The organism is Kitasatospora sp. NPDC033851, from assembly GCF_055576085.1.
In genome coordinates, this window is sequence record NZ_JBVIRL010000002.1 from 628,018 (window position 1) to 651,169 (window position 23,152).

Sequence of the window (23,152 nt, forward strand, 5' to 3'; positions counted from 1 at the left end):
TTCACAGCCGTCGCCGCCGAGGCCCGCACACAGAACGGCGGCCCCGGGCCGAAACCCGAGACCGCCGTGAACCATCGCCCGGCAGGCGCTACTTCTTCGCCCCCGCCAGGTCGTCGAACATGGCCGACAGGAACTCGCTGCACCAGCTGAGCAGTTCCCGGCCGACCAGCGGCTTGCCGCCGATCCGCCCGGTGCTCGGTCGCGGCACCAGCAGCTGCTGGGCCGCCGCCTTGACCTGGCTGCGCGGGTAGAGCCGGTTCAGCCGCAGCTGCTGGGACTCCCGCAGCTCCACCGGCCCGAAGCGGACATTGGAGCCCTGCAGGGTGATGTCCGAGATGCCGCACCGGCGGGCGTACAGCCGCAGCGCCGCGACCATCAGCAGGTTCTCCACCGCCTCGGGCAACTTGCCGTAGCGGTCCACCAGTTCGTCCCGGACGTGCGTGATGTCGTCCTCCGAGTTGACCGCCGCGATCGAGCGGTACGCCTGCAGCCGCAGCCGCTCGCCGGGCGCGTAGTCGTGCGGCACGTGCGCGTCGACCGGCAGCTCGATCTTCACCTCCAGCGGCTCCTCCTCCGGCTCCCCGCCGCCCGCCAGCGACTCGCGGAACTCGGCCACCGCCTCGCCGACCATCCGCATGTAGAGGTCGAAGCCGACGCCCGCGATGTGCCCGGACTGCTCGCCGCCGAGCAGGTTGCCGGCGCCGCGGATCTCCAGGTCCTTCATCGCGACGTACATGCCGGCACCCATCTCGGTGTGCTGGGCGATGGTGGCCAGGCGCTCGTGCGCGGTCTCGGTGAGCGGCTTCTCCGGCGGGTACAGCATGTACGCGTAGCCGCGCTCGCGACCGCGTCCGACCCGGCCGCGCAGCTGGTGCAGCTGGGAGAGGCCGAAGGTGTCGCCACGCTCGACGATCAGGGTGTTGGCGTTGGAGATGTCGATGCCGGACTCCACGATCGTGGTCGACACCAGGACGTCGAACTCCTTCTCCCAGAAGTCGACGACGACCTTCTCCAGCTGGGTCTCCCCCATCTGCCCGTGCGCGGTGGCGACCCGCGCCTCGGGCACGAGGTCCTTCAGCCGGGCGGCGGCCTTGTCGATCGACTCCACCCGGTTGTGGATGTAGAACACCTGGCCCTCGCGCAGGAGTTCACGCCGGATCGCGGCCGAGATCTGCTTCTCGTCGTACGGTCCGACGAAGGTCAGCACCGGGTGCCGCTCCTCCGGCGGGGTGGTGATGGTGGACATCTCGCGGATGCCGGTGACCGCCATCTCCAGGGTGCGCGGGATCGGGGTCGCGGACATGGTGAGCACGTCCACGTTGGCCCGCAGCTTCTTCAGCTGTTCCTTGTGCTCGACGCCGAACCGCTGCTCCTCGTCGACGATGACCAGGCCGAGGTCCTTGAACCTGGTCTCGGAGGAGAACAGCCGGTGGGTGCCGATGACGACGTCCACCGAGCCCTCGAACAGCCCTTCCAGGACGGCCTTGGCCTCGCTGTCGGTCTGGAAGCGGGACAGCGCCTTCACCGTCACCGGGAAGTTGGCGTACCGCTCGGCGAAGGTCGAGAAGTGCTGCTGCACCAGCAGCGTGGTCGGCACCAGCACTGCCACCTGCTTGCCGTCCTGCACCGCCTTGAACGCGGCCCGCACCGCGATCTCGGTCTTGCCGTACCCGACGTCGCCGCAGATCAGCCGGTCCATCGGGACGGACTTCTCCATGTCGGACTTGACCTCGGCGATGGTGGTCAGCTGGTCCGGCGTCTCCGCGTACGGGAAGGCGTCCTCCAGCTCGCGCTGCCACGGGGTGTCCGGCCCGAAGGTGTGGCCGGGGGCGGCCATCCGGGCCGAGTACAGCTTGATCAGGTCGGCGGCGATCTCCTTGACCGCCTTCTTGGCCCGCTGCTTGGTCTTCGCCCAGTCCGCGCCGCCGAGCCGGTGCAGTGTCGGGGCCTCGCCGCCGACGTACTTGGTGACCTGGTCGAGCTGGTCGGTCGGCACGAACAGCCGGTCGCCGGGGTGGCCGCGCTTGGCGGGGGCGTACTCCAGCACCAGGTACTCGCGGGTGGCGCCCTGGACGGTGCGCTGCACCATCTCGACGTACTTGCCGACGCCGTGCGCCTCGTGGACGACGTAGTCGCCGGCGGCGAGCGCCAGCGGGTCGATCGCGTTGCGGCGGCGCGAGGGCATCCGGCGCATGTCCTTGGTGGAGGACCGCTGGCCGGACAGGTCGGTCTCGGTGATGACCGTGAGCTTCAGCGCCTCGTCCACGAAGCCGTGCTCGATCGAGCCGCAGGAGACGTGGACGACGTCCCGGGTGGGCGCCTCGGCGAGGTCGGCGACCAGGCGGGCCGGGATGCCCTCGTTGCCCAGCACCTCGGCGAGCCGCGAGGCCGGCCCGTGCCCCTCGGTCACCATGACGACCCGCCAGTCGGCGGCCAGCCGCTCCTTGGCGTCGGCGATCGCCCGGGCCGTGTCACCCCGGTAGGCCTCGACGGCGTGCATTCCGAGGGTCAGGGTGTTGGCGTCGAACTCCAGCACCTCGTTCACCGAGGACTCGCTGGTCGCGAACGGACTGACGGACCACCAGGGCAGCCCGATCTCGGCGGCGTGCTCGCGCACCTCGGCCAGCGAGCGCAGCGAGGCGGCGGAGACGTCGATCGTCTCCAGGTCGATCGGACGGTCCCCGCCCGACGCGGCCGCGACCCAGGAGGCGTGCAGGAACTCCTGGCTGGTCGCCACCAGGTCGGCGGCCCGGGTGCGGACCCGCTCGGGGTCGCAGACCACCGCGACCGAGCCGAGCGGCAGCACGTCGACCAGCAGCTCCATGTCGTCCACCAGCACCGGCGCCAGCGACTCCATGCCCTCGACCGCGATGCCCTCGGCGATCTTGTCCAGGATCTCGGCCAGCCCGGGGTGCTGCGCGGACAGCTCGGCGGCCCGCGCCCGCACCTCGTCGGTGAGCAGCAGCTCGCGACAGGGCGGCGCCCACAGGCCGTGCTCGGCGATCTCCAGAGAGCGCTGGTCGGCGACCTTGAAGTACCGGATCTCCTCGACCTCGTCGCCCCAGAACTCCACCCGCAGGGGGTGCTCCTCGGTCGGCGGGAAGACGTCCAGGATGCCGCCGCGGACGGCGAACTCGCCGCGCTTCTCGACCAGTTCGACGCGCGCGTAGGCGGCCGCGGCGAGCCGGCGGGCCACCTCCTCCAAGTCGTGCGACTCTCCGCGCCGGACAGCCACCGGCTCCAGCTCGGCCAGCCCCTTGACCTGCGGCTGCAGCACCGAGCGGACCGGGGCGACGACCACCTGCACCGGCCCGGCCGCCGGATCGTCCGCCCGCGGGTGCAGGATCCGGCGCAGCACGGCCAGCCGTCGGCCGACGGTGTCCGAACGGGGCGACAGCCGCTCGTGCGGCAGCGTCTCCCAGGCCGGGAACTCGGCGACGGCGTCGGGGGGCAGCAGCGAGCGCAGCGAGGCGGCCAGGTCCTCGGCCTCCCGGCCGGTCGCGGTGACGGCGAGCACCGGACGGCCCCGCTCCCCGGCGGCCTGCCCGGCGAGCGCCCGGGCCAGCGCGGCAATGGCGAACGGCCGGGCGGCGGGCGGTCCGACCAGGTCCAGGTGGCGGCGGCCGCCGGCCGCGGCTCCGATGGCGGTGGCCGCCTCGATCGCCTCGGCGAGCGCCGCGTCCCGCGCGACGACATCGAGCAGTCCGGTCAGGCTCATCTGGGGTCTCTTCTTCGTGCCGTGGCTGGAGCTGCCCCCGGGCGGCAAGGCCCCGCCAGGGCAACGCGAACGGCCCGGCGCGCCGAGCGGCCGGGGGTCTCCAGCCTACGCCGCGGCACGGACACGCACGCGGCGTACGGCCCCGGCGGGGCCGGGCGGCAGCGAACCGCCGCCCGCACCCCCTCCACCGGCCCGTCCGCGCCCCGCCCGGGCTCGGGGGGACGACCGGGACACGGCCAGGACGCGACCGGGGACGAACCACTGGACGGAACACCGGGCCGGCCCGTGGACGAACCGACCGGAGGCCGTGCCGAACCGGGCACGGCTATCCGCCACGAACTGGACATACTCCTGTCACTGCCCGTCCATGGAGATCGCGCACCATGGTGAACGTGCCCGCCGCACCCAACCGTGGGGGATGGCTGCGGTGGCACTGTCGCACCACCGATGGGGGTCGGAGGTGCGAGGCCGGGCGACCCTGGGTGGGGGCGCCCGCCCAAGCGCCGGGAACCGTGGCGCCCTTTCCTGGAGGGCGCCACGGGTCTCGGCCTACTCCGTTTCCCGCCCGTCCGCCCGACGCGGCCGTCAACGGCGTCGGTAGCTCACGGTGTTGGGGGTCGCGTAGCCGGCGCCGTCGTCCACGATGATGATCTTCGGGATGATCCGGGTCTCGTCCTCCGGCTCCCGCTCGGCACCGGCACCGGCCTCCGCGGCCCTCCCGCCCGTGCCACCGTCCCGGTCGGCCGCCGCCTCGGGCGGCGAGGCGGGCGGCGAGGCGGGCGGCGAGGCGGGCTTCGGCGGGACCACCACCGGCGTGACCGGGCCGGTCACCACGGCCTCGGCGGACACCTTGGCGGCACCCCCACCGACCACCGGCGGCCGCAGCACCGCCGTCGCCTTCTCCTTCTCCTCCAGCGGAGCCGGAGCCTGCGTCGGAGCCTGCGTCGGAGCCGGAGCCGCCGCCCGCGCCGGGGCGGTGACCTTCGCCGAGGCCTTCCGCAGGTTCGTCACCGGGATCTCCCCGGTGTCCGCCTCCGAGTCCACCGGTGCCGCGTCGGCGACCGCGTCCGTCGGGGCCGGAACCGGGTCCGCCGGAGCCGCAGCCTCAGCCGGGGCCGCGTCCGCAGGACCCGCCTCCGCAGCCGCAGCCGCAGCCGCGCCGGCCGCGACCGCCGCGGACTCGATCTGGCCGACCGCCGACCCGGTGAGCGAGGCCAGCGTGGCCTTGATGTGGTCCAGGTGCTGCTGCACCGTCTCCAGCCGGGTGTCGAACTCGCGCTGCTCGCGCTCGCTCGCCGCGTTGGTCTTCTCGGCCTCCCGACGGGCCTGCTCGATCAGCTGGTCGGCCTTGGCCTGGGCGTCCGTCTCCAGCTGCTTGATCTGGTTCAGCACGGTCTCCCGGTGCTGCTCGGCCTCCTTGACCCGGCGCTCGGCGGTGGCGGAGACCTCGGCCTCCTCGGCGTCGGCCTTGGCCTGGGCCATGGCGAAGGTCTCGTCGGCCTTGCGGCGCCGGGTGGCCAGCTCGGCCTCGGCCTGCTCGCTGGCCTCGGCGGCGGCGACCCGCACCTTGGCGGCGTAGGCGGTGGCGGCGTCCTGGGCGGCCCGGCTCTCCCGGTCGGCGTCGGCCCGGAGGCTCTCGGCCTCGGCGCGGGTGCGCTCGTCGGTGCGGCGGGCGGCCGCGTCGGCCTCGGCACGGGTGGTGGTGGCGTACTCCTTGGCCTCCCGTTCGAGCCTCTGCCCGGCCTCGTAGACCTCGTCCCGCAGGTCCTCGGCGAAGCGCTCGGCCTTGTCGCGGACGGCGCGCGCCTCGTTGCCGGCCATCACGGCCAAGCCGGCGGCCTGCTCGCTGAGCACCTGGTAGTCGGGTTCCGGGGCGTCCTCGGCGGCCCGGCGGACCTCTTCCAGCCGGGCCTCCATCTGCCGGATCCCGGCTCCCAGGACACTGAGTCGTTCCCAGGCCTCGTCGCGTTGGGCCGTGAGCGCGGCGAGCGTTCGCTCGACCTGCTCGGGCGCGTAGCCGCGCCGGGCCTGGGTGAAGCCGTACTGGGGGACGGCGTCGCTCATGGGCTCTTCCCCTCGTTCGCGGGCTGCGGAGCCCATGATCGGACGGAACGGCCGGATCCGGAACCGGTTCGAAGCCCGGGGCCGGATTCGGTCGTCGTGCGGACCGTAATACGTCGAGGACGGCCGTATAGACCCATCCTCTTGACCTATTTTGCGCAGATCTGGGCGAAACCCCAACGAGGCACAGCCATGACGGCACGCCGGAGGGGCCGTCCCGGACCCCGGAACGACCCCTCCCCACCTGCGAGGATCCGCGACGGTCCGCTACAGCAGACCGTCCCAGAACTGCTCCAGCAGCACGGCCCACCAGGTGTCCGCGTTCTGCAGGGCCGCCGGGTCGATCGCGGCGAGCTGAGCCTGGAAGTCGGTCGTCCAGCGACCGGCCTGGTCCGGTGTCAGCCCGTACCGCAGCCGCCACATCCGGCCCAGCAGGGCCAGCGCGCGGACGAACTCCGGTACACCGGTGTTGACGAACCGGGGCGGCTGGCCGGTTCCATCGACGTCCACCGCGACCACGTTCGCGGTGCCGTACTGGACGCAGAGCTGGCGGCCGTAGTCGTTGCCGAGCACCAGGTAGCCGCCGAAGTCCGGGCCGCTGGACAGGCCGCGCTCGGCGGCCAGCTCGGCGAGCGTCGGGATCGGGCGGCCCTCCTGTGCCTGCGCCCAGAAGAACGGACCGAAGTCGCGCGGCAGCCCGGCCCACATCAGGGTCTGGGACACCGGCTCGGGCACGCCCTGGCGGGAGACGGCGCGCTGCTCGTAGCGGAACAGGTTCTGCCCGAAGGCCGCGCCGACCTCCTGGGCCAGCTGCTGCGGCGGGAGCGGCGGCAGCGCCTGGACCGTGCCGGGCGCGGGCGGCGGCACCCGGAACGGGCGGACCCGCTGGGCGCCGGAGGCCAGCTGGTGCAGCTCGTCCAGGTGGTCGAGCAGCTCGGCCATCCCGGCCTGCCGGGAGGCGTGGTCGCGGCCGTACGGGGCGGTGTGGGTGAGCCGGACGTTCGGCCAGGACGAGGCGATCATGCGGTTGCAGTAGCCGCCCGGCAGGTCGCAGGACTCCAGCTCGGTGTAGAGCTCCAGCACCTGCTCCGGCGGCACGTTGAGCCGCCGCAGGTCCTGAAGGATCTTCCACTCCGGGTGCGGGGTGCCGGGCTCGCTGCGGTGCAGCAGCTTCTGCTCCGAGCCGTCCGGGCCCCGGTAGCTGAGCGCGGCGAAGTAGCCGGGGCCGACCGCGGGCACCCCGGGAGGCACCGGCGCGGCCTGCGGCGCGCCGGTCACCGGCGCCGGGGGGACGACCCCGGCGGCGCCGCCCGCGTTCGGGTAGCCGTAGCCGGCCGCGGGCGCGGCGGCCGGGGTCGGCGCGCCCGGCGGCGGGACGGCGGGACCGCCGGACGGCGGGGTGCCCGGGTCCGCCGGGGCGCCGCCCAGCAGCGCCGGGTCGATCGCGCTCGCCAGCTGGGTCGCCTCGTACGCCACCCCGGCCGAGGGCGTGCCGCCGGCCGGGGTGCCCTGCGGCGCCGGGGGGCCGCCGCGCAGGCCCGCCGGCGGCGGAGGCGGCGGGGTCGAAGCGGCTGCCCGGCCGCCCGGGGCCCCGCCAGGCGTGCCGGAGCCCGAGGTGTGCTTCAGCCCGGCGGGCGGGGGCGGCGGCGGGGTCGAGGCGCCACCGCGGCCCAGCCCGCCGGGGGCGGCGCCCGCACCGGGCGACCCGGCGGGGCCGCCGCGCAGCGCGGCCGGCGGGGGCGGCGGCGGGGCCGAGGCCGGGGCACGGCCGAGCCCGCCCTGCGGCGCGCCGCCGGTGGGCGTGCCGGCGGCCGGGGTGCCGGGGGCGCCGGGCAGGCCGGACAGCCCGCCGGGCGAGGCCAGCATGGTCGGTGCCTGCTCCACCGGCGCACCGGGCGGGGTCGGGGCGCCGGGCGGGGTCGCCGGGGCGCCGGGCAGACCGCCGAGGCCGGGCACTCCGCCGGGCGGGGCGAGCATCGTCGGCGCGTGCTCCACCGGCGCACCGGGCGGTGTCGCCGGGGCACCGGGCAGGCCCATCAGCCCGGGCATGGCGTCCGGCGGCGCGAGCAGCGTGGGCGCCGGCTCGGCCGCCGGGGCGGGTGCGGGTGCCTGGGCCGGGGGCTGGGCCGTCGGCGGCTGCGCGGCGGGCGGCGGGACCGGCGGCATGCCGTAGCCACCGCTCGCCGGCGGCATCAGCATGGTCGCGGCCTCGGCGCCGGCCGGCGCCGGCGTGTCGGGCAGGTCCGAGCCGGTGGTCCGCAGGCCGTCGGGCATCAGGACGGTCGCCGCCTCGGCGCCGACCGGCGGCGCGGGCGGCCCGGCGGGCGGCCCGACAGGGGCGGCGGTCGGCGCGACGGCCTGCGGCTGCGGCTGCGGCTGCGGCTGCGGCGCGACGGGCGGCTCGCCGAAGTCCGGCGGCGGGGCGAGCATGGTCGGCGCGTCCCCGGCGGGCCGGTCGGAGACCGGCGGCTCGGTCAGTACGGCGGCCACCGGCGGCGCCGTCGGAGCGGGCCACTCCTCGGGGGGCAGGGCGGCCGGAACCGGGGCCCCGGCAGGAGCCGGCGCGGGAGCCGGGGAGGGCGCGGGGGCAGGCTGAGCAGTCGGCGCGGGCGCGGGAGCCGAACCGGCCCCCAGCCGCTCCGCCTCCGCCGCGATCGCCGCGGCCCCCGCCTCCTGCAGCCACTGCGGCGGGCTGAGCAGGAAGGACGTCGCCTCCACCGGTCCGGGCGCGGGCTTCGCCGCTCCGGCCGGGTTGGCCGCGATCGGCCGCCCGTAGACCTCCTCGTACTGCCGGACCACCTCGTTGACGGGCAGCGCGGGCCAGAGCGTGCTGGCGCCGGAGTCCCGGGCGATCACCAGCCGCGCCTCACCCGAGCCCGAGCCGCCGGCACCGCTCGCACCGGTGCCGGTGCCGGAGCTGTCCGGGCCCGCGGTCCCGTCCCCGTCGCCGGGCGGCATCGCCCAGCAGACGAAGCCCAGGTCGAACTCCCGGACCCGCACCTCGCGCTGCTGCGAGTGCGGCACCCCGCCGTTGATCCACTCCTCGGCGAGCTCCTGCGCCTGCGCGTACGTCACCACGCCCGGTTCACCCCTGTCCGCATCCTCGTCGTCCCCCGTTCCACCAGCACCGCCGCAACCACCGCGACCACCTCGCCCACCGCGACCCCGTGCATCAGCCCACCGGGACGGCCCGGGCGAACCCGCCGTCCACCATCAGCTCCGCGACGGTCTCCAGCTCCGGCGGGCTGCCCGCCAACCGCAGCAGGAAGGCGTCGAAGTCCTCGCCGCAGGGCAGCAGCAGCCGGGCGCAGCGGTCCTCCGGGGCCTCCGGGCCACCGGAGTCGCGGGCGTCGTCGTACAGCTGGAACCAGACCGAACCGGTCCGCTCGCCGCGCACCTTGAGCGCGAGGAGGCCGCCCTGCGCGTAGGCGATGCCCAGGTAGTCCTTGGTGAGGTGGTCGCGCAGGCACTTGTTGGCGTACACGACGTCCTCGGTGCCGTACTCCTCGGTGAGCGTCAGGAACGGCTGGTCGAGCAGCAGGCCGAGGTCGGTGTCCAGCGCCACCCCGACCGGGGCGCGGCCGCCGCCCAGCTTGAGGAAGGTGCGGTAGGCGCCGGGCAGCCGGTAGCCGAGGCGTTCCTCGGCGCGCTGCACCAGGTCCTCGTGGACGCCGATCGGGTCGCCGCCGTCCTTGGCCAGCGAGAAGTGGACGGGTCGGCGCTCCTGCAGCGGGCGGGTGCCGCGGCGGGTGTGGTCGGCGGCGGAGGTGGCGAGGCCGCCGTGGTGCCGCATCAGGGCCTTGACCTCGACCGGGACGAGCTCCATCCGGCGCCAGCCGGGGGCGGCGCGGCCGACCGCGTGGTGCCAGGTCCAGCCGGGCGGGGTGGCCACGGCGGTCTCCAGGTCGGCCCAGAGCGGGTGGCCCTGGGTGTAGAGCGCGGCGTTGGCCGAGACGTAGTCGGTCAGCCGCAGTTCGTCCACGCCGAAGCCCTCCGGCGGGTCGGCGACCTCGGCCGCGGCGGCGGCGTACGGGCCGAAGTCCGGGTAGCCGTACTCGTCCACGCTGACCCCGGCGGGGTGCCGCTCGGCACGGACCGGATCCGGGAACTGCACCACCTGACCTGCGTACGCCGCGTTCGGTGCGGCGGCGACGCCGGGCCGACCTGTCGTCATCTGGGAGCCCCCACTGGCTGCAAATTCGGTGCTTGCTGGGCACCAGCCTAGGGGGTCCCCTCAAGGCCCGGCCCCCCGCCTTTGGAGAACCCCCGTCATCGTGGACCGGCTCGGCGCCGCCCGGTCGGCGCCCGCGTCGGCACCCGCGCCACCCGCTCCTGCCGCGCCTCGGTGAGGTGCGGGTGCGGCGGCAGGCCGAGCAGTTCGCGGGCGGCCCGTTCGGCGACCGGGAACGATCCGGCCCGGTGGCCGAGGTGACGGAACGCGGGCTGCGGGTGGACCGGCACGGGGTGGTGCACCCCGGCGCCGTGCAGGCCTCAACGTCCGGCGCGGGCAGCGGAGCCGGCCCCGCCGGCGGCCGCCCGGGCGGCCGGCCGCATCCCCCCGGCCGGCTGCCGGAACGGTACCGGGCGCCGCCCCGGCCCGGGGATGTTTTCGGTAAATCAGCGGACATGTCGTGACGACGGGGTGCGCGTGCGGCCAGCATCGGGTGACCGTCCGTCCGGTCCGCCCCGGTATCCGGCACCGCCGCACCCCGGTTGTACGGATGTCGGTGTCGTTTGACAGGCTTGCCCAGGACCGGCCGGGCCACTCCGGCGGACGCCGGGCAACGAGGAGGAGGACGACGGATGACCACCGGTGAGCCGGCGGACCCGCCCGTGCTGCGCCACCACCGCGACAGCCTGCTGCCCGCCGTCGCCGCCGCGCTGTCGCTGAAGGCCGGCGAGGTGCACACCCTGGCGGGCGGCAAGGACGACCGCCGCCCGGTCCTGCACCACCTGGTCACCGGCTTCCTGGACACCCTGCCGCTGGAGGCCCGCGAGCGGTTCACCGGCCGCTGCCCGGAGGCCGTCCTGCTCTCCCGGTACCTGACCGCGGTCGACGGCCGGCGCTCCAAGCGCGCGGCCCGCAAGCCGATGAGCCTGCCCGAGGCCCGCAAGGCGCTCAAGGGCGCCCGGATGACGACCGTCCGGATCCGCGAGGAAGGCGATCCGGCGCACGGCACCCACGCCCCGCCGTGCCGCTCCTGCGCCCCCATGCTGGAGCACTTCACCGTGCAGAGCGTCGCCGTCGGGCCGCCCGCGCACTGACCGGCCGAGCGCCGCCCCGGTGCGTCCCCTGTCCCTGTCCCCGAACCCCGGAGTCCGCCCTGAACCCGCCCAGCCCGCCCCCGCCCCCGCCGGCCACCCTGTCCACCCCCGGCGGCGCCGCCACCGGCACCATCGGGCGCACCCGCCCGCGCTTTCCCGCCGATGTCGCCGCCGAGCTCAAGGCGGTCGGCTGGCACCCCGGCCGCTGGCAGATCCAGCAGGCCGAGGAGTGGGCCGACGCCCTGGTCGGGTTCGGCGCGCCGACCGGCGCGGGGCACTCGGTGTTCCCGGCGGCGGTGGAGGCCTGGGCCGAGTTCGGCGGCCTCGCCTTCGACCTGTCCGGCCCGGGCCGCCAGCTGGCCCGCACCCCGTTCCTGATCGACCCGCTGTGCGGCCTGCACCAGCCGCGCACCCTGCTCGACCTCGGCCGGGCGCTGGGCACCCAGGTCGCGCCGCTCGGCGAGGAGGCGTACGGGCAGGCGCTGCTGGCCGTCGACGAGGAGGGCCGGGTCTACAGCCTGGACCACACCGGCGAGTGGTTCCTCGGCCACGGCATCGACCAGGCGATCACCGCCCTGGTGCTGGGCACCTCCCCGGAACGGCTGCGCACCGCGGACGAGTGAGCCCCGCACCCGCGAACGGCAGGCAGCTGACGGCGGAGAGCTGACGGCCGGCGGCTACCCCAGCCGCTCGGCCCGCACCGCCAGCCGGGACGGCAGCACCGCCTCGACCCGGAACCCGCCGTCCGCCTCCGGCCCGGACGAGAAGGTGCCGCCCAGCGCGATCACCCGCTCCCGCATCCCGACCAGCCCGTTGCCGCCGCTGGGCAGCTGGGCCGCGGCCCGCTCGCCGCCCGGGCAGGCGTTCACCACGCTCACCCGTACCCCGTTCGGCGCGTACGCCAGCAGAACGGACACCTGCGCGCCGCCCGCGTGCTTGTGCGCGTTGGTCAGCCCCTCCTGGACGACCCGGTAGGCAGTCTGCTCGGCCTCGGCGGTGAACTCCTGCCGGCTGCCGCTGACCGTCAGGGTCACCGCCATCCCGGCCGCCCGGGACTGGTCCACCAGCCGCGGCAGCCCGACCAGCGTGTCCGACTCCGGCGGCCGCTCGTCGTCCATCCGCAGCACGCCGAGGATCTCGCGCAGCTCGTTCAGGGCCTGCCGGCCCACCTCGCCCATCAGTTTGGCGCTCTGCGCGGCCTTCTCCGGGTCCTTGGCGGCGATGCGTTCCAGTGCCCCGGCGTGCACCACCATCAGCGACACCCGGTGCGCCACCACGTCGTGCATCTCCCGGGCGATCCGGGTGCGCTCCTCCAGCCGGGCCCGGCGGGCGCGCTCCTGCGCCTGCTCGGCCAGCAGGTCCAGCTCGGTCTCCAGGCCGTGCGCGCGGTCCTTGAGCGACTCGATCAGCCGCCGCCGGGCGCCCACGTACAGGCCGGTCACCACCGGGGGGACGGTCAGTCCGACCGCCACCAGCACCGCTATCAGGACCTGGCCCCACAGCGGCGGCTGCTCCACCGTCGGGTCGTCGGGGGTCAGCATCGACACCATCATCACGGCGACCGCCTCGGCGAAGGCCAGCCCGGACAGCGCCACCACCCGCCAGCGCCGCGAGGGCCACTCCCAGGTCTCCGCCAGCGTGTACAGCGCCACCACCAGCAGCAGCACGCCGAGCATTCCGGGCATCGCGACCAGGGTGACCAGCACCGGGACGGCCGGCCAGCGCCGGCGCAGCACCAGCGAGCCGCCGGCCAGCGTGCCGAGCAGCGCGATCCCCACCGTGGCCGTGGTGGTCAGGTGCACCCGGGCGGACACGAAGCCGATCGTGCTGACCGCGCACTCCAGCGCGGCGAGCAGGGCCAGGCCGATGTCCAGGAAGGCGCTGCGCGGCCGCTTCCACCACCAGAACGACCGGTCCTGCGCGCGCTCCCCAGGCGACTTGCTCATGCCCGACAGACTATGCGGCAACCCCCACCCCTCCCCACCGGGATTGTCCGGCACACCTCCCGGCTCCGCCAAGTGGTCCAGACCACAGGTCCTTTTCGGCAGCACTGTCCGCCATCCGGCCACCTCGCGGACACCACACGCCCCGACACCTATGCTGGTCGCGTCGGACAGCGCGGTCCGCACGCGTCACAACCGCCACACGCGTGTGGACCTGTGACGATGAGCCGTTGCCGAACCCCACCACCACAGGGAGCCAGCCGTGACCGCTCCGGTCCCCAACCCGGCGGACAGCCCCACCCCCGGCGTCGCAGCCGGCGCGATCGCCGATAACTCAGCCCTGCGGGCGGACATCCGCCGCCTCGGCGACCTGCTCGGCGAGACGCTGGTCCGCCAGGAGGGTCCCCAGCTGCTGGGCCTGGTCGAACAGGTCCGCCTGCTCAGCCGCACCGACGGCGAGGCCACCGCCGAACTCCTCTCCGACATCGACCTGGACACCGCCGCCAAGCTGGTCCGGGCGTTCTCCACCTACTTCCACCTCGCCAACGTCACCGAGCAGGTGCACCGCGGCCGCGAGTTCGCCACCCGCCGCGCCCGGGAGGGCTCGCTGCTCGCGCAGACCGCCGACCAGCTCGCCGAGGCCGACCCCAAGCACCTCGAGGACACCCTGGCCCACCTCGCGGTCCGCCCGGTCTTCACCGCGCACCCCACCGAGGCCGCCCGCCGCAGCGTCCTCAACAAGCTGCGCCGGATCGGCGAACTCCTCGACCGCATCCACCGCGAGGAGGTCGCCTCCGGCCTCGTCGCCGCCGGCCCGGCCCGCACCAGCAGCGCCAAGCGCTCCGCCGACCGCCGCCTCGCCGAGGTCATCGACCTGCTCTGGCAGACCGACGAGCTGCGCATCGCCCGTCCCGAGCCCACCGACGAGGCCCGCAACGCCGTCTACTACCTGGACGAGCTCTACCGCGAGGCCGTTCCCGAGGTCCTCGAGGAGCTGCAGGAGGAGCTCGCCCGGGTCGGCCTCAACCTGCCCGACGGCGTCCGCCCGCTCACCTTCGGCACCTGGATCGGCGGCGACCGCGACGGCAACCCCAACGTCACCCCGCAGGTCACCTGGGACGTCCTCAACCTCCAGCACGAGTACGGCATCAAGGACGCCCTGGCCGCCATCGACGAGCTGCGCAACACGCTCTCCACCTCCGAGCGGCTGGCCGGCGCCTCGGTCGAACTGCTCGCCTCGCTCAACACCGACCTGCACCTGCTCCCCGAACTCAGCCCGCGCTACAAGCGGATGAACGCCGAGGAGCCCTACCGCCTCAAGGCCACCTGCATCCGGCTCAAGCTGGAGAACACCCGCGAGCGCCTGGCCGGGGGCACCCCGCACATCGCGGGCCGCGACTACCTCGGCACCCGCGAACTCGTCGCCGACCTGCGGCTGATCCAGAGCTCGCTGCGCGCCCACCGCGGCGAGCTCATCGCCGACGGCCGCCTCGCCCGCGCCATCCGCACCATCGAGGCCTTCGGCCTCCAACTCGCCACCATGGACGTGCGCGAGCACGCCGAGGCCCACCACCACGCCCTCGGCCAGCTCTTCGACCGCCTCGGCGAGGAGGCCTGGCGCTACGCCGACATGCCCCGCGAGTACCGGCAGAAGCTGCTCGCCAAGGAGCTCCGCTCGCGCCGCCCGCTCGCCCCCACCCCGGCCCCGCTGGACGAGGCCGGCACCAAGACCCTCGGCGTCTTCAACACCATCCGCGAGGGCTTCGAGCGCTTCGGCGACGAGATCGTCGAGAGCTACATCATCTCGATGTGCCAGGGCGCCGACGACGTCTTCGCCGCCACCGTGCTGGCCCGCGAGGCCGGCCTGATCGACCTGCACTCCGGCATCGCCAAGATCGGCATCGTGCCGCTGCTGGAGACCACCGACGAACTCCAGCAGGCCGACCGCATCCTCGACGAGATGCTCTCCGACCCCTCCTACCGGCTGCTCGTCTCGCTGCGCGGCGACATCCAGGAGGTCATGCTCGGCTACTCGGACTCCTCCAAGTTCGGCGGCATCACCACCTCCCAGTGGGAGATCCACCGCGCCCAGCGCCGCCTGCGCGACGTCGCCCACCGCTACGGCATCCGGCTGCGCCTCTTCCACGGCCGCGGCGGCACCGTCGGCCGCGGCGGCGGCCCCTCGCACGAGGCCATCCTGGCCCAGCCCTGGGGCACCCTGGAAGGCGAGATCAAGGTCACCGAGCAGGGCGAGGTCATCTCCGACAAGTACCTGCTCCCCTCCCTCGCCCGGGAGAACCTGGAGCTGACCATCTCCGCCACCCTCTCCGCCTCCGCGCTGCACACCGCACCGCGCCAGGCCCCCGAGGAGCTGGCCCGCTGGGACGCCGCGATGGACCGGGTCTCCGAGGCCGCCCACACCGCCTACCGCGCCCTGGTCGAGCAGGAGGACCTGCCGAAGTACTTCTTCGCCTCCACCCCGGTCGACCAGCTCGCCTCGCTGCACCTGGGCTCCCGCCCGTCCCGCCGCCCCGACTCCGGCGCGGGCCTGGACGGCCTGCGGGCCATCCCGTGGGTCTTCGGCTGGACCCAGTCCCGCCAGATCGTCCCCGGCTGGTACGGCGTCGGCTCCGGCCTCGCGGCCGCCCGCGCGGCCGGCCTGGGCCACGTGCTGGACGAGATGAACAGCGAGTGGCACTTCTTCCGCAACTTCCTGTCCAACGTCGCGATGACGCTGGCCAAGACCGACCTGCGGATCGCCCGCCACTACGTCGAGCAGCTGGTGCCCGGCGAACTGCGCCACGTCTTCGACCAGATCAAGGCCGAGCACGCCCTCACCCTGCGCGAGGTGCTCCGGCTCACCGGCGAGAGCGAACTGCTGGAGCACAACCCGGTGCTGAAGCAGACCTTCGCCGTCCGCGACGCCTACCTCGACCCGATCTCCTACCTCCAGGTCGCGCTGCTGCGCCGCCAGCGCGAGGAGACCGACGCCGGACGCCACGACGACCCGCTGCGCGCCCGCGCGCTGCTGCTGACCGTCAACGGCATCGCCGCCGGCCTGCGCAACACCGGCTGAGCCGGGAACGGCGAGGGGCCGGTGCCTCCCCTGGAGGCACCGGCCCCTGAGGGCTCGTGACTACTCCGCGGGCTCGCCCGCGCGCCTGCGCTTCAACCACAGCGCCGCTCCGCCGGCCGCCACCACCAGGCCGCCGCCGACGGCCAGCAGCCCCGCGTCGGGGCCCATCGACTCGCCGAGGACCGGCTGCGCCGCCGCCGGCTCCGGGGCGATCAGCGGATCCGGCTCCGCCACCGGGTCCGCGTGCGCCACCGCGCCGCTGGACAACAGCACTCCGGCCGCCCCCAGCGCACCGGCCGTACCGACCCGTCGTCCGAACTGCTTCAGCCGGACCACCCGGATCCGCCGCAGTGGGCGGACCGGACCCAATCCCCGCATCGAGAACTCCCCAGGACTCGTTCGCGTACCGGGCCGACGGTATCCGATCCCGCACAGGCTTCTCACATGGATTCAGGTTTGGCCGGTCAAGCGTTGTACGACTGTTGCGTACCCACCGCCCTGTTGACGGAGGTTCAGGAGTTGTACGTCCCCTGTGCCCGCTCCAGCCCCTCGGACAGCAGCGCCTCCACCGCGTCCGCCGAGCGGTCCACGAACCAGTCCAGCTCCTTGCGCTCGGTCGAGGAGAAGTCCTTCAGCACGAAGTCCGCGACCTCCATCCGGCCCGGCGGGCGGCCGATCCCACAGCGCACCCGGTGGTACTCGGGGCCCAGCGACTTGGTGATCGACTTCAGCCCGTTGTGGCCGTTGTCCCCGCCGCCCAGCTTCAGCCGCAGCGCCGCGTAGTCGATGTCCAGCTCGTCGTGGACCGCGATCAGCGCGGCGGCCGGCACCTTGTAGAAGTCGCGCAGCGCCGTCACCGGCCCGCCGGACAGGTTCATGAAGGACATCGGCTTGGCCAGCACCACCCGCTTGCCCGCCAGCCGGCCCTCGGCCACCTGCGCCCGACTCTTGTGCGCCTTGAACTTGGCGCCCATCCGCTGCGCCAGCAGGTCCACCACCATGAACCCGATGTTGTGCCGGTTCCGGGCGTACTGCTCGCCCGGGTTGCCCAGCCCGACCACCAGCCAGGGGCCCTCGTACTCGTCCGCCATCGTGCCCTCACTCCTCACCTTCACGCTCGACGCCATCATCCCCGGAGACGCCGCATCCCGGACACACCGCTGCCCCGGTCGCTCCAGCGGGAGCGACCGGGGCAGCGGTCTCAACTGGCTACTGCGGCGAGGCTCAGGCCTCGGCGCCCTCGGCCTCGACGGCCTCGTCCTCGGCCGGGGCGGCCTGGGCGCCGATGACCTGCAGCACGACGGCGTCGGCCTCGACGGCCAGGGTGACGCCGGCCGGCAGGGTGATGTCCTTGGCGTGGATGGAGGCACCGGCCTCCAGGCCCTCGACCGAGACGGTCACGGACTCGGGCAGGTGGGTGGCCTCGGCCTCGATCGGCAGGGCGTTCAGCACGTGCTCGAGCAGGTTGCCGCCGGGGGCCAGCTCGCCCTCGGTGAGGACCGGGATCTCGACGGTGACCTTCTCGCCGCGCTTGACCAGCAGCAGGTCGACGTGCTCGATGGTGCGCTTGATGGCCTCACGCTGGACGGCCTTCGGCAGCACGTACTCGTCCTTGCCCTCGATCGGCACGACCAGCAGGGCGTTCGGGGTCTTCAGGGCCATCATCAGGTCGTGGCCGGGCAGGTTCAGGTGAACCGGGGCGTGGCCGTGGCCGTAGACGACACCCGGGACGAAGCCGGCGCGGCGGGCGCGACGGGCGGCACCCTTGCCGAACTCGGTACGGGTCTCAGCAGCAATACGGATCTCGGACACGACTGCACTCCTCGTGAAGACTTGGCGCGGGGGTGCAGGCAACGCGAAAAACCGCCGGGACCACACCCTCAGTACGTTCGGGGGTCACTCGGCGGCAACGGCCTGCCGGCGGGATCGGAATCCGGCACCGGCAGCGCGTCGATCACGGATCGGGCGCCCGTCGAGCAGGCGCACGGCATCCCTCGCCGAGCAGTTTCACGAGTCTAACCGCATCTACGGCTTCCCGCGAAATCGGCGGCGGCCCCGGCCCACTGGGGGACCGGGGCCGCCTGCGCGGGCTTCGTCAGTGCACGCCCTCGAAGAGGCTCGTGACCGAACCCTCCTCGAACACCTCGCGGATCGCGGCCGCGATCGACGGGGCGATGGACAGCGTGGTGATCTTGTCCAGCTGGAGCTGCGCCGGGGTGGGCAGCGTGTTGGTGAACACGAACTCGCTGACCCGCGAGTTCTTCAGCCGGTCCGCGGCCGGGCCGGAGAGCACACCGTGGGTGGCCGCCACCAGGACGTCCGCGGCGCCGTTGTCGAACAGCGCGTCGGCCGCGGCGCAGATCGTGCCGGCGGTGTCGATCATGTCGTCGACCAGGACGCAGACCCGGTCCTTGACGTCACCGACGACGTCGGCCGACAGGATGGTGTTGGCCCGGGTGATGTCGCGGCGCTTGTGGATGATCGCCAGCGGGGCGTCCAGGCGGTCGCACCACTGGTCGGCCACCTTCACCCGGCCGGCGTCCGGCGAGACGACGGTCAGCTTGGAGCGGTCCACCTTCCCGCCGATGTAGTCGGCCAGCAGCGGCAGCGCGAAGAGGTGGTCCACCGGGCCCTCGAAGAAGCCCTGGATCTGCGCGGTGTGCAGGTCCACGGCCATCAGGCGGTCGGCACCGGCCTGGCGCAGCAGGTCGGCGACCAGCCGGGCCGAGATGGGCTCGCGGCCGAGGTGCTTCTTGTCCTGGCGGGCGTAGCCGTAGAACGGCAGGATCGCGGTGATGCTCTTGGCGGAGGCCCGCTTCAGAGCATCGATCATGATCAGCTGCTCCATGATCCACTGGTTGATGGGAGCCGTGTGGCTCTGCATCACGAAGCAGTCCGCGCCGCGGGCGGACTCCAGGAAGCGGACGTAGATCTCGCCGTTGGCGAAGTCCAGGGCCTTGGTGGGGACCAGCTCGGTCCCCAGCGCCGCGGCCACCTCACTCGCCAGTTCCGGGTGGGCACGGCCGGAGAAGAGCTTGAGCTTCTTCTCACCCGACGTCGTGATCCCGCTCACTGCACCGTCTCCTCGCGTTGCGGACGCTGATCCCTCGACCCGATGCGGGCAGGCGAGGCCCACGCGCGGTACGGGGTCGGGGAAATGTCGGTACGCCTGGACACGGGCGGAAAGCCCAGTGGCGCACGTATGTCCCCCAGGTTACGCGCCCGCACAGAAACCGTCCGCCTCGGGACCGCCCGTCGGACTTCCGCCCGGACTTCCGCCCGTCGCGTCAGGCCTCCGCGGCCCCGTCCGTCGCGGCCTTCGCCGCCTGCGCCGACGTGGTTCCGGGGCGCTTGCGCTCGACCCAGCCCTCGATGTTGCGCTGGTGGGCGCGGTTCACGCCGAGCGCGCCCGGCGGGACGTCGGTGGTGATCACCGAGCCGGCGCCGGTGTAAGCGCCGTCACCGACGGTGACCGGGGCGATGAACATGTTGTCCGAACCGGTGCGGCAGTGCGCGCCGATGACCGTGCGGTGCTTGTTCACGCCGTCGTAGTTCACGGTGACCGAGGCCGCGCCGACGTTGGTGCCCTCGCCGATCGTGGCGTCGCCGATGTACGACAGGTGCGGCACCTTGGCGCCCTCGCCCAGCTCGGAGTTCTTGATCTCGACGTAGGTGCCGACCTTCGCCTTGCGGGCCAGCTTCGCTCCCGGCCGCAGGTAGGCGTACGGCCCCGCGGTGGCCAGCTCGCCCACCTCGGCGCGGTCGGCCGTGGTGTTGCTCACGCGGGCGCCGGCGCCGACCAGGGTGTCCTTCAGGGTGGAGTTCGGACCGACCTCGCAGCCCTCGGCCAGGTGGGTGGCGCCCTGCAGCTGGGTGTTGGGCAGCACCAGGGCGTCCGGCTCGTAGGTCACCTGCACGTCGAACCAGGTGGTCGCCGGGTCCACCACGGTGACGCCCGCGCGCATCGCCCGCTCCAGCAGGCGGTCGTTCAGCAGCCGGCGGGCCTGCGCCAGCTGGACCCGGTCGTTGATGCCCAGGATGTCCCGGTGGTCCTCGGCGACCACGGCGCCCACCCGGTGGCCGGCCTTGCGCAGGATCTCCAGGGTGTCGGTCAGGTACTCCTCGCCCTGCGAGTTGTCCGTGGTGAGCTCGGCCAGCGCCTCGACCAGCAGCTTGGCGTCGAAGGCGAAGACACCCGAGTTGATCTCGGCGATCGCCCGCTGGGTGTCGCTGGCGTCCCGCTCCTCGACGATCGAGGCGACGGTGCCGTCCTCGTCGCGCAGGATCCGGCCGTAGCCGAAGGGCTCCGGGACGACGGCGGTCAGCACGGTGACGCCGTTCTGCTGGGCCGTGTGCGCGTCCGCCAGTCGGCGCAGGGTCGCCCCGGTCAGCAGCGGCGAGTCGCCGGCGGTGACGATCACGGTGCCGTCCAGCACCACACCGTCGGCGGCCAGCGCCTCCAGCGCCGTCCGCACCGCGTGCCCGGTGCCGTTCTGCTCCTCCTGGACCGCGGTCCGCACCGCCGGGTAGTGCTCCGCCAGGTGCGCCTGGACCTGCTCGCGCTGGTGCCCGACGACCACCACGAGCTGCGCGGGCGTCAGTTCCCGAGCCGCCGCCACCGAGTGGCCCACCAGGGACCGCCCGCACACCTCGTGCAGCACCTTGGGCAGCTTGTTCGACTTCATCCGGGTCCCGCCACCGGCGGCGAGCACGACAACGGCGGCAAGCGAATTGGCACCCATGCGGGGAGGCTCCTCGGTAGGTTCACAGAGAGGGCAGAGCAGACCCGGCCGGGACCCAGGCCGGTCGCCATACGCACAGTCCGCCGAGCAGCACCGACAATACCGGCGCGGTGGAAGACGCCCGAACCGGAGGCGTGCAGAGGCTCCGCCGCTAGGATTCGAACCCAGACAAAGGCCTCCAAAGGGCCCTGTGCTGCCATTACACCACGGCGGACAGTCGTGTCAGACCCTACCCGAGTGGACCCCACCCTGGGTATCGACTTGCACCGATCCGTATGGCTCCGATGCGCGGTTCCCGACCGGACTCCCCCGGCCCCGGGTTCATCCATCCAGTCGGGTGAATTCACTCAAGCGCCGCGCGGCTGCGTGTTCCCCTGGGCGCGAAGCGCAACCTACGATGCCGTAAGTTACGCCAACGTAGGATCCGCTTCTCTCCCGTTCCGGGACGCCGCAAGGGGACGCCCATGACCATCCAGGCAGGCCAGGCGCGCGCAGGGACCGCCGCGTCCCGCACTCCGTTTCCCGATCCCGACACCGACATCGGCACCGATCCCGGCACCGCAGCCACGCAGGTGTCCGCCACCCGTGGCGGGGAGAAGCAGGGCCTGGCCGAGCGGGCCGCACTCGGCCTGTTCATCCTCGTGCCGTTCGCCGCGCTGCTGGCCGCCGTACCGGTGGTCTGGGGCTGGGGGCTGGGGTGGACGGACGTCGCGATCACCGTCTCCATGTACTTCCTCACCTGCCACGGCATCACCGTCGGCTACCACCGCTACTTCACCCACAGCGCGTTCAAGGCCAACCGCCCGATGCGCCTCGCCCTGGCGATCGTCGGGAGCCTCGCGGTCGAGGGCCCGCTGGTGCGCTGGGTCGCGGACCACCGCAAGCACCACCGGTTCAGCGACAAGGAGGGCGACCCGCACTCGCCCTGGCGCTACGGGGAGAGCATCCCGGCGCTGATGAAGGGCCTGTGGTGGGCCCACATGGGCTGGATGTTCGACGAGGAGCAGACCTCCCAGCTCAAGTACGCCCCCGACCTGGTCCGCGACCCGGCCATAAGGCGGATCTCCCGACTGTTCTGGCTCTGGACCACGATCTCGCTGGCGCTGCCCGCGCTGATCGGCGGCCTGGTGACGCTCTCCTGGACCGGCGCGCTGTCCGCCTTCTTCTGGGGTTCGCTGGTCCGGGTGGGGCTGCTGCACCACGTCACCTGGTCGATCAACTCGATCTGCCACGCCGTCGGCCGGCGCCCGTTCCGCTCCCGGGACCGCTCCGGCAACGTCTGGTGGCTCGCGGTGCTCTCCTGCGGCGAGTCCTGGCACAACCTGCACCACGCCGACCCGACCGCGGCCCGGCACGGGGTGCTGCGCGGGCAGATCGACTCCTCGGCCCGGCTGATCCGCTGGTTCGAGCTGGCCGGCTGGGTGCGGGACGTCCGCTGGCCGGACGCGCAGCGGATCGCCGCCCGCCGCGCCGCATGAGGCGGCGCTTCCAGCATGATGTAGGGGTGAACGGGAGCAGCGCAGACAGCACAGGCGGTCACCACAGCACGCGGACGGACGCGGCGCCCGCTACGGCGCCGGCCCGTCCGCGGGCCGCTGCACCGACGGGCGGGACCGCCGACGGGGCCGGCGGCCCGGCCGCCCCCGCCCCGCGCCGCCGGGTCCGGATGACCGGCAAGCAGCGGCGCGAACAGCTGCTGGAGATCGGCCGGACGGTCTTCGCGGAGCGCGGCTACGACGGCACCTCGGTGGAGGAGATCGCCGAACGCGCCGGGGTCTCGAAGCCCGTCGTGTACGAGCACTTCGGCGGCAAGGAGGGCCTGTACGCGGTGGTGGTGGACCGCGAGATGCAGCTGCTGTTGGACATGGTGACCGGGGCGCTGACCGGCGGACACTCCCGCGAGCTGCTGGAGCAGGCCGCCTTCGCGCTGATGGACTACATCGACACCTCGACGGACGGCTTCCGGATCCTGGTCCGGGACTCGCCGGTGGCCCAGTCGACCGGCACCTTCGCCTCGCTGATCAGCGACATCGCGACACAGGTGGAGGACATCCTGGGCCTGGAGTTCAAGTCGCGCGGCTTCGACGCACGACTGGCCCCGATGTACTCGCAGATGCTGGTCGGGATGGTCGCGCTGACCGGCCAGTGGTGGCTGGAGGTCCGCAAGCCGGACAAGGCGACGGTGGCGGCGCACCTGGTGAACCTCGCCTGGCACGGCCTGGAGGGCCTGGAGCGGCACCCGAGGCTGGTCGGCGACCGCACGGGCTGAGCAGCCCTCTGCCTGACCTCTCCCGCTTGACCTCTCCTGGCGGACCTACCCCGTTTGACCTCTCCTACCTGGCCTCTC

16 protein-coding genes and 1 tRNA gene are annotated in these 23,152 nt (G+C 73.8%); 5 read left to right on the top strand and 12 right to left on the bottom strand.

The window, feature by feature from the left end; all coding sequences use genetic code 11:
• Positions 1–88: 88 nt before the first annotated feature.
• The 5 genes from mfd to ACZ51D_RS05995 form a co-directional block, all read right to left on the bottom strand.
• Positions 89–3,718 (bottom strand): transcription-repair coupling factor, encoded by a 3,630-nt coding sequence (mfd, locus tag ACZ51D_RS05975; protein WP_360509570.1) that lies wholly within the window; start codon positions 3,716–3,718, stop codon positions 89–91.
• Between the two features lie 585 nt (positions 3,719–4,303).
• Positions 4,304–5,782 carry a hypothetical protein gene (locus ACZ51D_RS05980; RefSeq protein ID WP_465616721.1) on the bottom strand — a complete coding sequence of 493 codons (1,479 nt, stop codon included), beginning with the start codon at positions 5,780–5,782 and terminating at the stop codon, positions 4,304–4,306.
• A gap of 264 nt (positions 5,783–6,046) precedes the next feature.
• Positions 6,047–8,857 (bottom strand): SUKH-4 family immunity protein, encoded by a 2,811-nt coding sequence (locus ACZ51D_RS05985; protein ID WP_465661318.1) that lies wholly within the window; start codon positions 8,855–8,857, stop codon positions 6,047–6,049.
• Between the two features lie 94 nt (positions 8,858–8,951).
• Positions 8,952–9,953, bottom strand: a complete 1,002-nt coding sequence (locus ACZ51D_RS05990) for an HNH endonuclease (protein WP_360494187.1) — start codon at positions 9,951–9,953, stop codon at positions 8,952–8,954.
• A 95-nt stretch (positions 9,954–10,048) separates the two neighbouring features.
• Positions 10,049–10,252 carry a DegT/DnrJ/EryC1/StrS family aminotransferase gene (locus ACZ51D_RS05995; protein ID WP_465616718.1) on the bottom strand — a complete coding sequence of 68 codons (204 nt, stop codon included), beginning with the start codon at positions 10,250–10,252 and terminating at the stop codon, positions 10,049–10,051.
• Between the two features lie 330 nt (positions 10,253–10,582).
• Between ACZ51D_RS05995 and ACZ51D_RS06000 the strand changes: the two genes are divergently transcribed.
• Together ACZ51D_RS06000 and ACZ51D_RS06005 are read left to right on the top strand one after the other, a co-directional pair.
• On the top strand, positions 10,583–11,044 hold the full coding sequence (locus ACZ51D_RS06000; protein ID WP_360494193.1) for a YwqJ-related putative deaminase: 462 nt from the start codon (positions 10,583–10,585) through the stop codon (positions 11,042–11,044).
• A gap of 98 nt (positions 11,045–11,142) precedes the next feature.
• A complete protein-coding gene (locus tag ACZ51D_RS06005; RefSeq protein ID WP_396287953.1) occupies positions 11,143–11,667 on the top strand; it encodes an SUKH-3 domain-containing protein in 525 nt (174 codons plus the stop codon).
• Positions 11,668–11,721: 54 nt separating this feature from the next.
• Here ACZ51D_RS06005 and ACZ51D_RS06010 read toward each other — a convergent pair whose 3' ends face one another.
• On the bottom strand, positions 11,722–12,990 hold the full coding sequence (locus ACZ51D_RS06010) for a sensor histidine kinase (protein WP_360494196.1): 1,269 nt from the start codon (positions 12,988–12,990) through the stop codon (positions 11,722–11,724).
• Positions 12,991–13,309: 319 nt separating this feature from the next.
• Between ACZ51D_RS06010 and ppc the strand changes: the two genes are divergently transcribed.
• The gene (gene ppc / locus ACZ51D_RS06015; protein WP_465616893.1) at positions 13,310–16,063 is read left to right on the top strand and encodes a phosphoenolpyruvate carboxylase; all 2,754 of its coding nucleotides are present in this window, start codon (positions 13,310–13,312) and stop codon (positions 16,061–16,063) included.
• Between the two features lie 60 nt (positions 16,064–16,123).
• Here ppc and ACZ51D_RS06020 read toward each other — a convergent pair whose 3' ends face one another.
• The 6 genes from ACZ51D_RS06020 to ACZ51D_RS06045 all read right to left on the bottom strand — a co-directional run bounded on the left by ACZ51D_RS06020 (position 16,124) and on the right by ACZ51D_RS06045 (position 21,019).
• On the bottom strand, positions 16,124–16,441 hold the full coding sequence (locus ACZ51D_RS06020; RefSeq protein WP_360494199.1) for a hypothetical protein: 318 nt from the start codon (positions 16,439–16,441) through the stop codon (positions 16,124–16,126).
• A gap of 134 nt (positions 16,442–16,575) precedes the next feature.
• Entirely contained in the window at positions 16,576–17,154 is a 579-nt protein-coding gene (gene pth, locus ACZ51D_RS06025; protein ID WP_363576128.1) for an aminoacyl-tRNA hydrolase, read from the bottom strand.
• 133 nt (positions 17,155–17,287) lie between these two features.
• Entirely contained in the window at positions 17,288–17,875 is a 588-nt protein-coding gene (locus ACZ51D_RS06030) for a 50S ribosomal protein L25/general stress protein Ctc (protein WP_360494204.1), read from the bottom strand.
• A gap of 283 nt (positions 17,876–18,158) precedes the next feature.
• Positions 18,159–19,136, bottom strand: a complete 978-nt coding sequence (locus ACZ51D_RS06035) for a ribose-phosphate diphosphokinase (protein ID WP_465616714.1) — start codon at positions 19,134–19,136, stop codon at positions 18,159–18,161.
• A gap of 214 nt (positions 19,137–19,350) precedes the next feature.
• Entirely contained in the window at positions 19,351–20,805 is a 1,455-nt protein-coding gene (gene glmU / locus ACZ51D_RS06040; protein ID WP_465616712.1) for a bifunctional UDP-N-acetylglucosamine diphosphorylase/glucosamine-1-phosphate N-acetyltransferase GlmU, read from the bottom strand.
• A gap of 143 nt (positions 20,806–20,948) precedes the next feature.
• Positions 20,949–21,019 (bottom strand) — tRNA-Gln (locus ACZ51D_RS06045).
• 250 nt (positions 21,020–21,269) lie between these two features.
• On the opposite strand from ACZ51D_RS06045, the gene ACZ51D_RS06050 reads away from it, so the two are divergent.
• Positions 21,270–22,283, top strand: coding sequence for an acyl-CoA desaturase (locus tag ACZ51D_RS06050; RefSeq protein ID WP_465661319.1), 1,014 nt, complete (start codon positions 21,270–21,272; stop codon positions 22,281–22,283).
• A 188-nt stretch (positions 22,284–22,471) separates the two neighbouring features.
• On the top strand, positions 22,472–23,074 hold the full coding sequence (locus tag ACZ51D_RS06055; protein WP_045710789.1) for a TetR/AcrR family transcriptional regulator: 603 nt from the start codon (positions 22,472–22,474) through the stop codon (positions 23,072–23,074).
• Positions 23,075–23,152: the final 78 nt, after the last annotated feature.

Bases quoted from the DNA above. Each gene is read 5' to 3' on its own strand.
- mfd (WP_360509570.1), bottom strand. From the start codon at position 3,718: ATGAGCCTGACCGGACTGCTCGATGTCGTCGCGCGGGACGCGGCGCTC.
- ACZ51D_RS05980 (WP_465616721.1), bottom strand. From the start codon at position 5,782: ATGAGCGACGCCGTCCCCCAGTACGGCTTCACCCAGGCCCGGCGCGGC.
- ACZ51D_RS05990 (WP_360494187.1), bottom strand. From the start codon at position 9,953: ATGACGACAGGTCGGCCCGGCGTCGCCGCCGCACCGAACGCGGCGTAC.
- ACZ51D_RS06000 (WP_360494193.1), top strand. From the start codon at position 10,583: ATGACCACCGGTGAGCCGGCGGACCCGCCCGTGCTGCGCCACCACCGC.
- ACZ51D_RS06010 (WP_360494196.1), bottom strand. From the start codon at position 12,990: ATGAGCAAGTCGCCTGGGGAGCGCGCGCAGGACCGGTCGTTCTGGTGG.
- ACZ51D_RS06020 (WP_360494199.1), bottom strand. From the start codon at position 16,441: ATGCGGGGATTGGGTCCGGTCCGCCCACTGCGGCGGATCCGGGTGGTC.
- pth (WP_363576128.1), bottom strand. From the start codon at position 17,154: ATGGCGGACGAGTACGAGGGCCCCTGGCTGGTGGTCGGGCTGGGCAAC.
- glmU (WP_465616712.1), bottom strand. From the start codon at position 20,805: ATGGGTGCCAATTCGCTTGCCGCCGTTGTCGTGCTCGCCGCCGGTGGC.
- ACZ51D_RS06050 (WP_465661319.1), top strand. From the start codon at position 21,270: ATGACCATCCAGGCAGGCCAGGCGCGCGCAGGGACCGCCGCGTCCCGC.
- ACZ51D_RS06055 (WP_045710789.1), top strand. From the start codon at position 22,472: ATGACCGGCAAGCAGCGGCGCGAACAGCTGCTGGAGATCGGCCGGACG.